Source organism: Azospirillum picis, assembly GCF_017876115.1.
In the GTDB taxonomy this organism is placed as follows: domain Bacteria; phylum Pseudomonadota; class Alphaproteobacteria; order Azospirillales; family Azospirillaceae; genus Azospirillum; species Azospirillum picis.
The window spans coordinates 135,004-150,121 of record NZ_JAGINO010000001.1; the positions used below are offsets into that span (position 1 = coordinate 135,004).

At 69.6% G+C, this 15,118-nt stretch carries 12 protein-coding genes; 7 read left to right on the forward strand and 5 right to left on the reverse strand.

Features of this window, described 5'->3' with window-relative positions; all coding sequences use genetic code 11:
• Positions 1 to 8: 8 nt before the first annotated feature.
• On the reverse strand, positions 9 to 773 hold the full coding sequence (locus J2850_RS00620) for an ABC transporter permease subunit (protein WP_209977720.1): 765 nt from the start codon (positions 771 to 773) through the stop codon (positions 9 to 11).
• Positions 774 to 1,119: 346 nt separating this feature from the next.
• On the opposite strand from J2850_RS00620, the gene J2850_RS00625 reads away from it, so the two are divergent.
• The 3 genes from J2850_RS00625 (at position 1,120) to J2850_RS00635 (ending at position 5,682) form a co-directional block, all read left to right on the forward strand.
• Positions 1,120 to 3,384: a VTT domain-containing protein gene (locus J2850_RS00625; RefSeq protein ID WP_209977722.1), complete on the forward strand. Its 2,265-nt coding sequence runs from the start codon at positions 1,120 to 1,122 to the stop codon at positions 3,382 to 3,384.
• A complete protein-coding gene (locus J2850_RS00630; protein WP_209977724.1) occupies positions 3,381 to 4,193 on the forward strand; it encodes an endonuclease/exonuclease/phosphatase family protein in 813 nt (270 codons plus the stop codon). The genes J2850_RS00625 and J2850_RS00630 overlap by 4 nt, the downstream gene beginning before the upstream one ends.
• Before the next feature lie 262 nt (positions 4,194 to 4,455).
• Positions 4,456 to 5,682, forward strand: a complete 1,227-nt coding sequence (locus tag J2850_RS00635; protein WP_209977726.1) for a polyhydroxyalkanoate depolymerase — start codon at positions 4,456 to 4,458, stop codon at positions 5,680 to 5,682.
• Positions 5,683 to 5,840: 158 nt separating this feature from the next.
• On the opposite strand, the gene eat is transcribed toward J2850_RS00635, so the two are convergent.
• From eat to J2850_RS00650, 3 genes are read right to left on the reverse strand one after another with little or no spacing between them, the layout of a single operon-like run.
• Positions 5,841 to 7,253, reverse strand: coding sequence for an ethanolamine permease (gene eat / locus J2850_RS00640; RefSeq protein WP_209977728.1), 1,413 nt, complete (start codon positions 7,251 to 7,253; stop codon positions 5,841 to 5,843).
• Between the two features lie 48 nt (positions 7,254 to 7,301).
• Positions 7,302 to 8,066 carry an ethanolamine ammonia-lyase subunit EutC gene (gene eutC / locus J2850_RS00645; protein ID WP_209977729.1) on the reverse strand — a complete coding sequence of 255 codons (765 nt, stop codon included), beginning with the start codon at positions 8,064 to 8,066 and terminating at the stop codon, positions 7,302 to 7,304.
• Positions 8,063 to 9,469, reverse strand: coding sequence for an ethanolamine ammonia-lyase subunit EutB (locus J2850_RS00650; protein WP_209977732.1), 1,407 nt, complete (start codon positions 9,467 to 9,469; stop codon positions 8,063 to 8,065). Before J2850_RS00650 ends, eutC begins: the two co-directional genes overlap by 4 nt.
• A gap of 262 nt (positions 9,470 to 9,731) precedes the next feature.
• Between J2850_RS00650 and J2850_RS00655 the strand changes: the two genes are divergently transcribed.
• On the forward strand, positions 9,732 to 9,920 hold the full coding sequence (locus J2850_RS00655; protein WP_209977734.1) for a hypothetical protein: 189 nt from the start codon (positions 9,732 to 9,734) through the stop codon (positions 9,918 to 9,920).
• On the opposite strand, the gene J2850_RS00660 is transcribed toward J2850_RS00655, so the two are convergent.
• On the reverse strand, positions 9,921 to 10,754 hold the full coding sequence (locus J2850_RS00660; protein ID WP_209977735.1) for a DUF1194 domain-containing protein: 834 nt from the start codon (positions 10,752 to 10,754) through the stop codon (positions 9,921 to 9,923).
• Positions 10,755 to 11,018: 264 nt separating this feature from the next.
• On the opposite strand from J2850_RS00660, the gene J2850_RS00665 reads away from it, so the two are divergent.
• The 3 genes from J2850_RS00665 to J2850_RS00675 all read left to right on the forward strand — a co-directional run bounded on the left by J2850_RS00665 (position 11,019) and on the right by J2850_RS00675 (position 14,889).
• The gene (locus tag J2850_RS00665; protein WP_209977738.1) at positions 11,019 to 11,651 is read left to right on the forward strand and encodes a LysE family translocator; all 633 of its coding nucleotides are present in this window, start codon (positions 11,019 to 11,021) and stop codon (positions 11,649 to 11,651) included.
• Between the two features lie 63 nt (positions 11,652 to 11,714).
• The gene (locus J2850_RS00670) at positions 11,715 to 12,434 is read left to right on the forward strand and encodes an SDR family oxidoreductase (protein WP_211113723.1); all 720 of its coding nucleotides are present in this window, start codon (positions 11,715 to 11,717) and stop codon (positions 12,432 to 12,434) included.
• Between the two features lie 343 nt (positions 12,435 to 12,777).
• Positions 12,778 to 14,889, forward strand: a complete 2,112-nt coding sequence (locus J2850_RS00675; RefSeq protein ID WP_209977740.1) for a putative bifunctional diguanylate cyclase/phosphodiesterase — start codon at positions 12,778 to 12,780, stop codon at positions 14,887 to 14,889.
• The last annotated feature ends 229 nt before the right edge of the window (positions 14,890 to 15,118 follow it).

The window sequence follows — 15,118 nt, forward strand, 5'->3', positions numbered from 1 at the left end:
CCCGTCCTTCATGCCCCGCCATAGGGCATGGCGCTGCGGTTGGCCGGGTCGATCCAATCGCGGACGGCGGCTCCCAGCGCCACCAGCAGGGCGGTCAGCCCGGCGAGCGCCACCAGGGGCGGGATCACCCCTGCCGCCGAACCGGCACGCGCTCCGTCGATCATCAGCGACCCGGCGCCCGGCAGGTCGAGCAGGCTTTCCAGCGCCACGGCACCCACCATCGCGGCCATCACCGCGCTGCGCAGGCCGGTCATCACCGGGACGACAGCCTGCGGCAGGGCGTGATGGCGCAGGATCGTGCGCTCGTCGAGCCCGAGCCCGCGGGCCATGCGCACCGCGCCGCCCTCGCTTCCCGGTCCGAGTGCGCGGGCCATCGCCGGCCGTGCCAGCCTTGCAGCTTGGCAGGCGGCGGGAATGGCGAGTGCCGTCCAGCCGAGGGGCGCCGGCGACGCGCCGGCCCGCACCGCCAACGCCGCGACGGCGGCCAGCAGGAACCCGGGCACCAGCGGCCCCGCTCCGGCCAAAAGCCGTCCGAACAGTCCGCCGGCCGAGCGTGGCGCCACCGCCGCCCAGGATCCGGCCAGCGTGCCCAGGGTGGTGCCGACGGCGAGCGACGGCAGGGTCAGCAGCAGCGTGACCGCCAAGCCGCGCAGCAGCGTCAGCGAGGCGCCGGGCTGCGGCGCGATGGCGGCGGCCAGGGCGACCGCCGCCGCCATCGGCAGGAAGGCGGTCGGAACGGCATCGATCAGGCGGCGGATCAGGGAACGCTGCATCGGACGGCGGAGTGGCGGGCTGGCTGGGGACGGGGCTGGCGCGGACGGGGCTGGCGCGGCCGACATGGGACCGTAAGCGCCCGCGGCCCCATCCGGCAACAGAATAACCGCTCTTGCGGACGGCGGAGGCGGCACGGGGTGCCTGCCGGCGGCAGGAAGCCGTTTGCCATGAGATCGCCGGCCCCGGTCGCCGGCTTCGGTCGCCGACTTCGGTCATCGGTCGCCATCACCGCCGAGCGCCGCCGCTTGGCTGCAATTCCCACCGTCCTTCACCAAATGGCGGAGGGTGGGGAGGGATCGGCGTTCCCAGATGTTATGCTCCGGAACCCACGCCCGAACGGTCCCCATGTACGCCCACTCGCCCCATCCGCTCCGTCCTGCCGGTCCGGCTGCCGCGTCGGCAGCGGTGCAGCAACCGGACGCCGGGCCGGCCTTCCGGCCGATCCTGGAGCCGGGGCGGACCTGCTGGCGGGTGGAGGAGACGGCCCGGCTGGGGGTGATCGTCGATGCGGAGGACTATTTCGCCCTGGCCAAGCAGGCGATGCGCCGGGCCCGCCGCAGCATCTACCTGACCGCCTGGGATTTCGACGCCCGCATCCGCATGATGCCGCAGACCCGGCGCCCGCGCCGCCCCGACAGGCTGGGCAACCTGCTGAACTGGCTGGCGACCACCCGTCCCGACCTGCATATCCATGTGCTGAAGTGGGACTATGCCGAACTGTTCGACCTCGCCCGCTGGTCGCATCCCTTCATGCTGCGCAACTGGCTGACCCACCGGCGCCTGCAGTACCGCCTGGACAGCGACCATCCGACCGGCGCCTGCCATCACCAGAAGCTGCTGGTCATCGATGATGCCGTCGCCTTCTGCGGCGGGCTGGACATCACCGCAAACCGCTGGGACACCCGTGCCCACCATGCGCACGACCCGCGGCGGCGCCAGCCGGACGGCAAGCCCTACGAACCTTTCCACGACGTGATGATGGCGGTGGACGGCGCCGCGGCCCGGGCGCTGGGCGAGATGTTCCGCCAGCGCTGGGCGCGGGCGACTGGCGAGGTGCTGTCGCCGCCCTCCCCCCTTCCCGGCCGGCCGGCCCGGCGCCACCCCATGGCCGCCGATCCCTGGCCGCCGGGCTTCCAGCCGATGCTGCGCGACGTCCGCGTCGGCATCGCCCGCACCGATCCCGCCTGCAACGGCCGCGACGCCGTGCGCGAGGTCGAGGCGCTCTATGTGGACGCCATCGCCGCGGCCCGCGAGGTGATCTATCTGGAAAGCCAGTATTTCGCCTCGACCGCGGTGGCCGAGGCACTGAAGGCCAAGCTGGCCGAGGAGAACGGTCCGGAGGTGGTCGTCGTCAATCCGGTGCGGACCACGAGCTGGCTGGAGAACACCGTGATGCTGGGCGCCCGCGCCCGGCTGTCGCGCGACCTGCGCGAGGCCGACCGGCACGGCCGCTTCCGTCTCTATGCGGCGCTGACCGACGGCGGAACCTGCATCACCGTGCATGCAAAGGTCATGGTCGTGGACGACCGGCTGCTGCGCATCGGCTCGGCCAACCTGAACAACAGGTCCATGGGGCTCGACACCGAGTGCGATCTCGCGCTGGAAGCCGGGCCCGATGCGGCGGACGCCGAGGTCCGCCAAGCCATCGCCCACACCCGTGACGATCTGATCGCCGAGCATCTCGGCACCACGGCGGCGGCGGTGGCGGCGGAGCGGCGGCGGAACGGCGGCTCGCTGATCGCCGCGATCGATACGCTGCGGCGGGCCGGCGGCCGCACCCTGGAGCCGCTGCATGATCCGGAGCCCGACGGGCTCGCCGCCGCTGTCGCCGACGTCAGCGTCTTCGATCCGGAATATCCGGTCGGGGCGGTGGAGATCGTGCGCCGCGTCCTGCCTTCGCGCATTCCGCGGACCCGCCATTGGCTGATGCTGCTGGGGGTGCTTGTCGTGGCAGGGCTGTGGGGGATGTGGCGCTACACCGCGCTTCGGGACTGGGCGACGCTCGACGCCGTGCTTGCCGTCTTCCAGGATTTGAGCCGGAGTCCGCTGGCCGCGCTGTGGCTGACGCTGGCCTATGTCGCCGGCGGCTACGTCATGTTCCCGCTGACACTGCTGATCGCCGCCACCGCCATCGTCATGGGTCCCTGGTGGGGCTTCCCCACCGCCATGGCCGGCGCGCTGGCATCGGCCGTGGCGCTGTTCTGGACCGGGCGCCTGGCGGGCCGCGACCTGCTGGAGCGGCGCGGCGGACCGGTGATCGGCCGCCTGAACGAGATGCTGGCTGACAGCGGCATCGCCGCGGTGGCCGGCGTGCGCGCCGTTCCGGTTGCGCCCTATACCGTGGTCAATCTCGCGGCAGGTGCGTCGAAGCTGCGCTTCGGCGATTATGTGATCGGCACCATGATCGGCTTGGCGCCCGGCATCCTTGCCTTCAACCTGTTGGGGCACCAGCTTGAACGCACCATCAGCGATCCCGGGGCCGGCGACATCGCCCTCCTGGCGGTGATGGCGGTCCTGGCCATCGGCCTCGGGTCGCTGGCCAGCCGGCTGCTCGGCCGGGCCGGGGGACGGAAGAAGCGCCAGCAAGAAGAAAGGACTGAAGAACCGTGATCCGTTTCAGCCGTGACCGCGTCCAGCGCATCGCAGCCGCCCTGCGCGCCGCCCGTGCCCGCCGTCCCCGCCGCGGCGTTGACCGCCGCAACGCTCCGGTCCCGGACGGGATGGTCCCGCTGCGGGTCGCGACGTGGAATGTTCACAGTTGCGTCGGCCTCGACGCCCGGTTCGCTCCCGACCGGGTGGCGCAGGTCATCCGCGACCTCGACGTCGACCTGATCGGTCTCCAGGAGGTCGGCTGGCACCACCGCGGCGAGGCCGGTATGGACCAGTTCGCCTTTCTTGAACGCAACACCGGCTTGAAGGCCTATGCCGGGCCGACCAAGCACAGCGAACGCGCGCATTACGGCAACGCCCTGCTGACCCGCCTGCCGGTGCGGTCGATGGAGACGATGGACATCTCGGTCGGCAAGCGCGAACCGCGCGGGGCCATCGACGCGGTCCTGGAGATCGAAGGGCGGGCCGTGCGGGTGATCGTCGCCCATCTCGGCCTCGACCCGTGGGAGCGGGCCAAGCAGGTCGGCGACATCGTCGAGCGGGTGGCGAAGCAGCCGGAACTGCCGACGCTGTTCATGGGCGACCTCAACGAATGGACGCCCAGCTCCCCCCGGCTGCGCCATCTGGCGGCGTCCTTCGTCGATGTCGCCAACCCGCGCAGCTTCCATGCCCGCATGCCGACCCTGCGGCTCGACCGCATCTATGTGACGGGCGGCCTGCAGATCCCCGCCTTCGAGGTGGTCCGCAGCGTCCTGACGCGCCGGGCTTCCGACCATCTGCCGGTGCGCGCCACGCTCGCGGTGCCCTGAAGGTCTGGGGGACAGGTCGGGGGCGCTCCGAAGGTCAGAGCCGCAGCCCGGCCCCCCTCCGAGGTCATAGCGGGATTGTTGCACTTGATAATTCTTTGTGCAGCGCAATGTTCTTTTGACAACAGAGCGTTGCAAATGCGGGGAGGCTCCTGCCCTATACGCCAACTCTGTCAAAGGATATGGTTGGTAATACGATCAATATCCGATCGAAGGAATAATGAACCTGGCCGACCGGGGGCTGGCCGCGACGTGAGGATTTGAATTGCTGTACCACCTTTACGACATGCAGCACGCCGCCATGCGGCCGATGCGCTTTTGGGCCGAGGCCGCCCAGCAGACCTTCCAGAACCCGCTGATGCCCTTGTCCTACACCAAGCTGGGCCGGGCGGTCGCCGCCGGGGCCGAGCTGCTGGAAAGGACGACGCGGCGCTTCGGGAAGCCGGCCTTTGGCTTGGGCGAGACGGTGGTCGACGGGCAGACGGTGCCGGTCACCGAACGCTTCGTCTGGCAGTCGCCCTTCTGCAACCTGCTGAACTTCGCCAAGCCGGAAGGCACGCCGCGCCAGCCGCGCGTGTTGCTGGTCGCTCCGATGTCGGGCCACCATGCCACGCTGCTGCGCGGAACGGCCGAGGCGCTGATGCGCGACCATGACGTGTTCATCACCGATTGGATCGATGCAAGGCTGGTCCCGCTGTCGGCCGGGCGCTTCGACCTGGACGACTACATCGACACCGTGGCGGCGATGATCCGCTTCCTGGGTCCGAACACCCACGTCATCGCGGTGTGCCAGCCGGCGGTGCCGGTGATGGCGGCGGTCTCGCTGATGGCTGCGGCCGACGAGCCGGTGCAGGCCCGCACCATGACGCTGATGGGCGGCCCGATCGACCCGATGGCCAACCCGACGGTGCCGGTCAAGCTGGCGGTCGAACACCCGCTGTCCTGGTTCGAGCGCAGCGTGATCACCACGGTCCCGGTCTATTACCCGGGCGCATTCCGCCGGGTCTATCCGGGCTTCATCCAGTTGTCCGGCTTCATGTCGATGAACCTGGACCGCCACATCAACGAGCATGTCGGCCTGTTCCGCCATCTCGTCCGCGGCGACGGCGATTCGGCCGAGCAGCATCGCCGCTTCTATGACGAATACCTGTCGGTGATGGACCTGTCGGCGGACTTCTACCTGCAGACCATCGAGACGGTGTTCCAGAAGCACGCGCTGCCCAACGGCACCATGGTGTCGCGCGGCCGCAAGGTGGAGCCGGCGGCGGTCCGCAAGACCGCGGTGATGACGGTCGAGGGCGAACTGGACGACATCTCCGCTCCCGGCCAGACCATCGCGGCGCACCGCCTGTGCTCGTCGCTGCCGGACGGGATGCGCAAGACGCATTTCCAGCAGGGGGTCGGCCATTACGGCATCTTCAACGGGCGCCGCTGGCGCGAGAGCATCCTGCCGGAAGTCCGCAGCTTCATCCGCAGCCACGACAGTGAGTGATGGTGGCGCGTGACGGCGGGAGCGTGAGGAGTGCGGGCGGGACGGCCCCCTCCTCCGCCTTTGGCGGACCGGGGACCGCGGGATTGTGACCACGGGCGGGAAAGGGGGCGGCGGCTGGGCGAAGCCCCCCTCCCGTCTGCCCCCTCCCGTCCGCCCGGTCAGTCCACCATCGACCGGGCTTCGGTGAAGGCGTCGATCGGCCCCAGCCCGCCCGCGGCACCGGCCTTCGCCCGCATGCCGGCGGTTGCCAGGTAGAAGAGATAGCCGAGGGCGAACAGCGCCACGAACAGGCCGAACACCAGGGCGTTGTAGTAGACCATCGTCACCAGGGCGAGGACCGCCAACCCGAGCGAGATCGCCGGGAAGACCGGATAGAAGGGCGCGCGGTACGGACGCTCCAGCGCCGGTTCGCTGGCCCGCAGGCGGAACAGCGCCGCCATGCTCATGATGTACATGACGATGGCGCCGAAGACCGACATGGTGACGATGTTGGCGGTCAGCGGCTGGCCGCCGATCTGGATCAGCTCGTCGGAGAAGATGGCGGCGATGCCGACGACCCCGCCGGCCAGGATCGCCCAGTGCGGGGTCTTGCGGCTCGGGTGCAGGCGGGACAGCATCGGCGGCAGGAAGCCGGCGCGCGACAGCGCGAAGATCTGGCGCGAATAGCCCATGATGATGCCGTGGAAGGAGGCGATCAGCCCGAACAGGCCGATCCACACCAACATGTGCAGCCAGCCGCTGGACTCGCCGACCACCGCCTTCATTGCCTGCGGCAGCGGGTCGTTGATGTTGGACAGCGCGTTCCAGTCGCCGACGCCGCCGGCGAAGATCATGGTGCCGAAGGCGAGCACGACGAGCGTCAGGATACCGCCGATGTAGGCGCGCGGCACCGTGCGTGTCGGGTCCTTGGTCTCCTCCGCCGCCATCGCCGCCCCCTCGATCGCCAGGAAGAACCAGATGGCGAAGGGAATCGCGGCGAAGATGCCGCCGAGGCTGCCGATCGTGAAATCGGCCGACCCCGACCAGCCGTTGGCGATGAAGTTGGTCCAGGTGAATCCGGGGAGAACCACCCCCATGAACACCAGCAGCTCGAAGATCGCCAGCAGCGTCACGAACAGCTCGAAGGTGGCGGCGATCGAGACGCCGGCGATGTTCAGCCCCATGAAGACGAGGTAGGCGCCGACGGCGGCCATCTTCGGGTCGAGCCCGGGGAACTGCACGTTGAGGTAGGCGCCGATGGCGAGCGCGATGGCCGGCGGCGCGAACACGAACTCGATCAAGGTGGCGAAACCGGCGATGAAGCCCCCCGTCGGGCCGAACGCGCGGTAGCTGTAGGCGAACGGGCCGCCGGCATGCGGGATGGCGGTGGTCAGCTCGGTGAAGCTGAAGATGAAGGTGGTGTACATCGCCGCGATCAGGATCGTGGTGACGAGGAAGCCCAGCGTCCCCGCCGCCGCCCAGCCGTAGCTCCAGCCGAAATACTCGCCGGAGATCACCAGCCCCACGGCGATCCCCCACAGATGAAGGCCGCTCAGGCTCTTGCTCAATTCGGGTTTCGTGGTCCCAGACATGAAGCCTCCTGCCCCTGTTCAAAGGCGTTGGTGTCGATGGTGCTCTCTTCAGGGCCGTCCGATCCGCGGATTGTTGTGGTTGTCGTGACCGGACAGCGACGGGGCGTCCTCCTTCAGGGCGACCCCGGTCAGTTTCAGCCGCGCCGCCTCGGTGGCGAGCCAGCACAGCTTGTCCGCGGCCGCCGCGATGGACAGGCCGTCGGAATGGATGTTGGAGATGCAGTTTCGTTCGGAATCGGCGCGGCCGGGCTTCGGGTCCCAGGTCAGGTAGACGCCCAGCGATTCCGCGGCCGACAGGCCGGGCCGTTCGCCGACCAGCAGGGCCACCAGCCGCGCCCCCATGCGCGAGGCCGCCTCGTCGCCGAGCGCCACCCGCGCCTGCTCGGCCAGTACCACCGGACCGATGCGCAGGCCGCCGAGCCGCGTCAGGCAGGCCTGGACGAGCGGCGCGGCGTTGGCCTGCACAGCCGCCGCCGACAGGCCGTCGGCGATCACGAACAGCAGGTCCCAGTCCCCGGCGGGCAAGGAGGCTGCGCTTGCCGGGTCCAGCCGGCGCCCGAGATCCGGGCGGCGCAGGTAGGTGGCGCGGTCGGCCGCGGCGCTGCGGACGCGGACGGTTTCCAGCGGCGCCAGGTCGGCGGCGAGGCGCCCAAAGTCGACCGCGCCATGCACGGCGTCACGGGCGCGGGCATGGGCAAGCTGGAATTCCAGCAGCGCCGTCGTCGGCAGGGCGTCGCCGCTGCGGCCGAGCGCGATGCGGGCGCGGGTGGCGCCGCGGAAACGTGCCCAGGGGTCGTTACGTTCGCCGCTCATGCCGCGGCACTCGCCAGCAGCGCGGCGACGACGTCGCTTCCTCCCGGCCAGGGCGGCAGGCGGCGCTGCCCGTCGAGCCAGCCGGCCTTGTCGAGCCACGCCTCGAACTCGGGCGCCGGCGGGCGCTTCAGCAGGTGCCGGAGGCCGAGCACGTCGTGGTACGACAGGCTCTGGTAGTTCAGCATGACGTCGTCGGCACCGGGCACTGCGATCAGGAAGTTGACGCCGGCCGTCGCCAGCATCGTCATCAGGACATCCATGTCATCCTGATCGGCCTCGGCATGGTTGGTGTAGCAGACGTCGCACCCCATCGGCACGCCGAGCAGCTTGGCGCAGAAATGGTCCTCCAGCCCGGCCCGGGTGATCTGCTTGGCGTCGTACAGGTATTCGGGGCCGATGAAGCCGACCACCGTGTTGACCAGCAGCGGGTCGAAGGCACGGGCGACGGCATAGGCCCGCGCCTCCACGGTCTGCTGGTCGACGCCGAAATGGGCGTCGGCCGACAGTGCCGATCCCTGCCCGGTTTCGAAATACATGACGTTGTCGCCGACGGTGCCGCGCTTCAGCGCCTTGGCCGCCTCCTGCGCCTCGGCCAGCAGCGACAGGCTGACCCCGAAGCCGGCATTGGCCTTCTCGGTCCCGGCGATCGACTGGAAGACCAGATCGACGGGCGCGCCGCGTTCGATCGCCTGGATCGTGGTGGTGACATGGGCCAGCACGCAGGATTGGATGGGCAGGTCGAAGCGGGTGCGCACCGCGTCCAGCATCTCCAGCAGCGCTATGCAGGCCGGGACGTTGTCGGTCGCCGGGTTGATGCCGACCACCGCGTCGCCGATGCCGTAGAGCAGGCCGTCCAGCGTCGAGGCGGCGATGCCGGTCGGGTCGTCGGTCGGATGGTTGGGCTGCAGCCGGCTCGACAGTCGGCCGGGCAGTCCGATGGTGGTGCGGAAGCGGGTGACGACCGAGCATTTGGCGGCGGCGCAGACCAGGTCGTGGTTGCGCATCAGCTTGGACACCGCCGCCGCCATCTCCGGCGTCAGGCCGGGGGCGAGGGCAGCCAGCGCCGCGCCGTCGGCTTCGTAGGACAGCAGCCAGTCGCGGAACTGCCCGACCGTCATGTGGGCCACCGGCCGGAAGGCCTCGGCATCGTGGCGGTCGATGATCAGGCGCGTCACCTCGTCGGTCTCGTAGGGGACCAGCGCCTCGTTCAGGAACGTCTTCAACGGCAGGTCGGCCAGCGCCATGCGTGCCGCCACCCGCCGCTCGTCGCTGTCGGCGGCGATCCCGGCCAGCTCGTCCCCCGACCGCCTTGGCGACGCGCAGGCCATCAGCGCCCTCAGGTCGTCGAAGCGGTGCCTGTGGCGCCGCGAACCATCGCCGAGATCGCGGTGATATCCCGCCATGCCAGCCTCCCGCTGCTCTGGATCCGCGGGAAGGATGGCACGGATGCGCCCATGGGCAGTTGACCGTAGAACACAAAATGCCAGCAGGAGACGAAGGAGGAGGCCGTGGCATAGGCCCTTTGATCGGCCGCGCCCGAAAGATAGCGGAAGCGGGGCAATCGGCTAGGCGGCCGAACCGTCCCCGGCCTTCCGGCGTTCCTTCCGCACCGCAGCGCGCCGGTCCCATGGAACGCGGCGTGCCATGCAAGAAGGAGAGTTTCCCATGCTGACGCTGTTGCGCACCGCCGTCCTGGTTCTGCCGCTGGTCGCCGTGGCTGCCTGCCACCAGGAAGGTCCGGCGGAACGGGCCGGCAAGTCCATCGACAATGCCGGCCAGAACATCAAGGACGCCATCGATCCGCCGGGTCCGGCTGAGAAGGCCGGGCGCGCCGTCGACAAGGCCGTCAATTGATCACCTGGCTGCGGCGGCGCGGCCCATGACGGCCGTGCCGCCCACCATGCCGCCCACCGCCCCGCCCGATAGGCCGTTCGCCGCCGCATAAGCCGGGGCCGGGGCGCCGGACGGCTCGCCGCCCGCCACCTCCAGAAGCAGCTTGCTGAGGATCGCGTCGGCGAAGGCCGCGAAGTCGCGGGCCGGCACCAGGAAGGCGCCGGGGCCGCCGATCACATGGTCGCGATAATAGTCGGCCAAGTCGTTCGCCGCGGCCCCGCCCCAGGGATTGGGCCGGTCGTTCAGGATCGGCAATCCATTGATGGTGATGCCGCGGGCGACCGCCGCGTCGCGCGCCTGCTCCACCGGACGGCCGCGGTTGTTCTCGCCGTCGCCCGAGACGTCGATCACCCGCCGCGTCCCCTCGAAGCCGTTGCCGTCGAACAGCGGAACGGCGAAGTCGATGGCCGAGCTGATCGACGTCCATTGCTCGGTGACCATCGGCGCCTCCGCCACCGCCGCGGCGAACTGCTCGACGCTGGCGGCATCGCTCAGCTCGGTCCAGGCGACGATCACATGCTGGTAGCCCTCCCCCGCCCATTCCACATAGGTGGCGGCGATGCGGCCCAGAGGACCGCCGTGGATCGCGCCCTGCACCTTGGAGTTCATCAGCGCCTGGACGTAGCCGTTGCGCTGGAGCTTGGCCTCCTCCGGGTCGACGCTGCCGGAGACGTCGACCGCCAGCACGAGTTCGAGGTCGACCGGCGTGTCGGCGGCGGCCGGCGCCGCCGATAAGAGGGACACCGTCAAGGGGGAAACGGTCAGAATCCAGGCCAGCAGACGGCACGCGCGCATTCCGCACCCCCTTTTCGGCATCAGTGGAATTGGGCAGGCATCGCGAATTCCTTGAGGAGAAGTCCTTGAGGATTGGTGCGGCGTGCACGCCTGTCCATGGTGATGGCCCCGCCCTAGCCTTTCGCGTTCAAACAATCCGGCTTTGGTCCATCCGGATAGGCCACCCTATGGACGAGCATGGCTGCACTTCGTCGAGCGATGCTTGCGGAGGTCATGGGCGCATGGTCCTTTGGTGCTTCCAACAGTTTCCGGGGTGCTCCGACCATGACGTGGCAGACGCTCGCCTTCTTCTTCGCCACAGCCTTCGTGATCTCGATGACGCCTGGGCCGAACATGCTGCTGGCGATGAGCCTCGGGCTGCGTTTCGGGGCACGCCGTGCCGCCTGGGGCGGCATCGGCATGTGCGCGGCGCTGGCGGTGATGGCGGCGCTGTCGGCCTTCGGGCTGGGGGCCCTGCTCTCGACCTCCGTGCTTGCCTTCGAGGTCGTGCGCTGGGCCGGCGTGGCCTACCTGACCTGGCTCGGCATTGCCGCCTGGAGGTCTCCCGTCGAGACGGCCGGCGAGCGCGACACCGCGGCCCCGGCGACCGGCGGCACGCCCGGCCGCCTGTTCCTGCGCGGCATGCTGGTCGCCTTCAGCAACCCCAAGGCCCTGGTTTTCATGGGCGCCCTGTTCCCGCAGTTCATCGACGCCCACGCCTCGCTGGCGCCGCAATTGACGGCGCTGGTCGCCACCATGGTGGTGATCGAGTTCGGCTGGATCATGGCCTATGCCACCGGCGGCGACCGCTTGGCCGCCAAGCTGACGACGGTGACGGCCGCGAAGTCGCTGAACCGGCTGACCGGCGGCCTGATGATCGGCGCTGGCGGCCTGCTGGCGCTCGCCCGCCGGGTGTGACGCCGCCGGACGGCGGCGGTTCCGGCGGGCCCCTCCTGCATCCTTCCTTTGGGAGATACCGTGATGTCAGCGGATGACGTGGCCATGGACAAGGTGGCGGTGATCACGGCAGGCGGCAGCGGCATGGGCGCCGCCGTCGTGCGCCGATTGGCCCAGGACGGCTTCAAGGTGGCGGTTCTGTCCTCTTCGGGCAAGGGCGAAGCCCTGGCCAGGGAGCTGGGCGGCATCGGCGTGACCGGATCGAACCAGTCGGGCGCCGACCTGGCCCGGCTGGTCGACCGGACGATGGCCGAGTGGGGCCGGATCGACGTCCTGGTCAACAGCGCCGGACATGGTCCGCGGGCGCCGTTGCTGGAGTTGACCGACGAGGACTGGCACCGCGGGATGGAGGTCTACTTCCTGAACGTCGCCCGCGCGACGCGGTTGGTGGCGCCGGTCATGGTGCGCCAGAAGGCGGGGGCGATCATCAACATCTCCACCGCCTGGGCCTTCGAACCGAGCGCCATGTTCCCGACTTCGGCCGTCGCGCGGGCCGGGCTCGCTGCCTACACCAAGATCTTCGCCGATGACTACGCCCGCCACAACGTGCGCATGAACAACGTGCTGCCGGGCTGGATCGACAGCCTGCCGCAGGCCGAAGAGCGCCGCCTTGCGGTCCCGATGCAGCGCTATGGCACCGCCGAGGAGATCGCGGCCACCGTGGCGTTCCTCGCCTCGCCCGGCGGCGGCTACATCACCGGCCAGAACATCCGCGTCGACGGCGGCCTGACCCGGGCCGTTTGAGCGGGTTCCCAGCCAGAGGCAGGCAGAAAAAAAGGCCGCGCATTGCGCGGCCTTTGCAGTTTAGGGAGGAAACGCCCCGAGAATGGGCAAGGGCAGGATATGCTGCGCCGCACACCAAGTGGTATTACCAATGCTGAATGGTAGCCATGCGCTTCATACATGGCCCTATGCAGCAATATGCGTTGTCAGCAATAGTGCCTGCCGTTCGGTTACAAAAATTTCACGAAAGCGCCGCGCCGGAGTCATGCCCCTCCCTACTATGGGCGTGTCGCCGTACCCCTTTCGGACAGAGTTCCAAAGGGACCGTATGGCCATGCGAAACAAAGGGCCGAGGTACGGTGCGATGGCGATCCCTGTCCTGCGCAGCTTGACGCTGAAGCAGGCGCTCCACGCGGTGCTCGCGGCATCCATGATCGGCCTCCTTCTGACCGGGACGGAAATCGCCTGGATCATCGCGCGCGAACGGACGACGGTGCTGGCGCGGGCGGAGGATGCCGTGGCGTTGGCCGGCGGACCGGCGGCAACGGCAGCTTGGCTGGTCGATGGTCCGCTGGCGGAGCAGGTGCTTGCCGGGATGCCTCCTGCCGGCGCCGCCTGGGCGGAAATCAGGCTGGGCGACGGCCGCCTGCTGGCCCGCAGCGCCGCCACCGCCATGCCGGCCGCGCCGCTGGTCCGTTTGGCCGCGCCGCTGCTGTTTCCCGGTGACCCGGTCACAGCCCATGACCTGTATGCCCCGGCCGGGCCTGGCGGAGACGCAGCCTCCTCGGACGAGCACACGGCAGCAACGAGCCCGGCCGTGGGGCGGCTGGTCGTTGGCCGGCTGGTCGTGAGCGCCGACACCGGCCGGGCGGCTGCCGGACTCCTGTCCGATGCCGCGGGCGCCCTGGTCGCCGGCGCCCTGCGCAACCTGCTGATCGGACTGGCGATGACGGTGGTCTTCCACCGGCTGCTGACCCGCCCGCTGCTACAGATCGGCCATGCCGTGGCTCGCATCGATCCTGACAAGCCCTATGGCCAGCCGCTGACGGTTCCGGCCGGGCATGCCGACGACGAGCTGGGCTTCGTCATCGCGCGTTTCAACCAGACGCTGACCCGGCTTGAGCGCGAGCATAATGAACTGCGCCGGGCGGCGACCCGTTGCCCCCTGACCGGGCTTGCCAACCGCGCGCTGCTGCTCGACCGGCTCGAACACGCGATCGATTTGGCGGAGCGGTCCAAGGATCCCGGCGCCGGCCGCCTGGCCGTCCTCTATGTCGACCTCGACCGGTTCAAGCGCATCAACGACAGCCTCGGGCATGGGGTCGGTGACCTGCTGCTCTGCGTTGTGGCAGAGCGCCTGGGCGCGAGCGTGCGCCGGTCCGACACGGTCGGCCGGCTCGGCGGTGACGAGTTCCTGGTGGTGCTGGAGCGGGTCGCCGACGCCGCCGAGGCGGCCATGGTGGCCCGGCGCCTGCTGGAGGTGGTGTCCCGCCCCGCCGATGTCGCCGAACACCGCATCCATATCGCCGCCAGCGTCGGCATCGCCATGCATCCGGCCGGCCAACCCGGTGAGAAGCCCGCTGACGGCATCGGGCTGATGCGGATGGCCGACGCCGCGATGCAGGCGGCCAAGGCGGCAGGGGGCAACCGCTTCGTCTTCTACAGCCGCGACATGACCGAACGCGCCCAGGCCCGGCTGCGGCTGGAAGGCGGCCTTCGCGATGCCCTCGCCTCCAGGTCCTTCGAACTGGTCTACCAGCCGAAGATCCAGGCGGCGGGCGGGCGTCTGACCGGATTCGAGGCGCTGATCCGCTGGCGGCACGACGGGGTGCCGGTTTCCCCCGCCGACTTCATTCCGGTCGCGGAGGACACCGGAATGATCGTGGAGATCGGCCGCTGGGTGCTGGATGAGGCATGCCGCACGGCCACGCGCTGGTCGCTGGACCACGGCCCGGTGAGGGTGGCGGTCAACGTGTCCGCCCGTCAGCTTGCCGATCCCGGCTTCGCCGATCTGGTCGAGCAGGTTCTGCGGCGCCATGCGACGCCGCCGGACCTGCTGGAGCTGGAGATCACCGAAACCGTCATCATGAAGGATGTCGAGCATCACCTGCCGGCGCTGAGCCGGCTGCGTGACCGCGGCGTCCGCATCGCCATCGACGATTTCGGGACCGGCTACTCCTCGCTGGCCTATCTGCGCCGGTTGCCGGTGGACGTGCTGAAGATCGACCGCAGCTTCGTCAACGATCTGCCGCATGCGCCCGACATCGCCTCCACCGTCATCGCGCTCGCCCAGCGGCTACTCCTGACGACCGTCGCCGAAGGGGTGGAGACCGATGAACAGCGCCGATGGCTGGCCGAGGCCGGCTGCGACTGCCTTCAGGGTTATCTGATCTCGCGACCGCTGTCCGCCGACGCCGCCGAAGCGCTGGTGATGACGGCCTTCGCCCACAATGACGTCCTGCCGATGACCGCCTAGCACCACAATCGGTCCTTATCGGCTTGAGCCCGTCCTTTCCAATAAGCTTTTCGCGCCCTTTGTCGATGTCGTCTCCGCCAGATGGACCAAGCGAGAAGGGCGGTTGGTGAAGCGGGTTGCCGGCTGATCGAGGCGGCCCGTCCGCCCCGTTCTCCACACGGTACCGGGCCTTCGGGGTCTTGTGGCGGCGCGGCTCTCGGGTAATGCGGATCTCGCGGCCCTGCGGGAG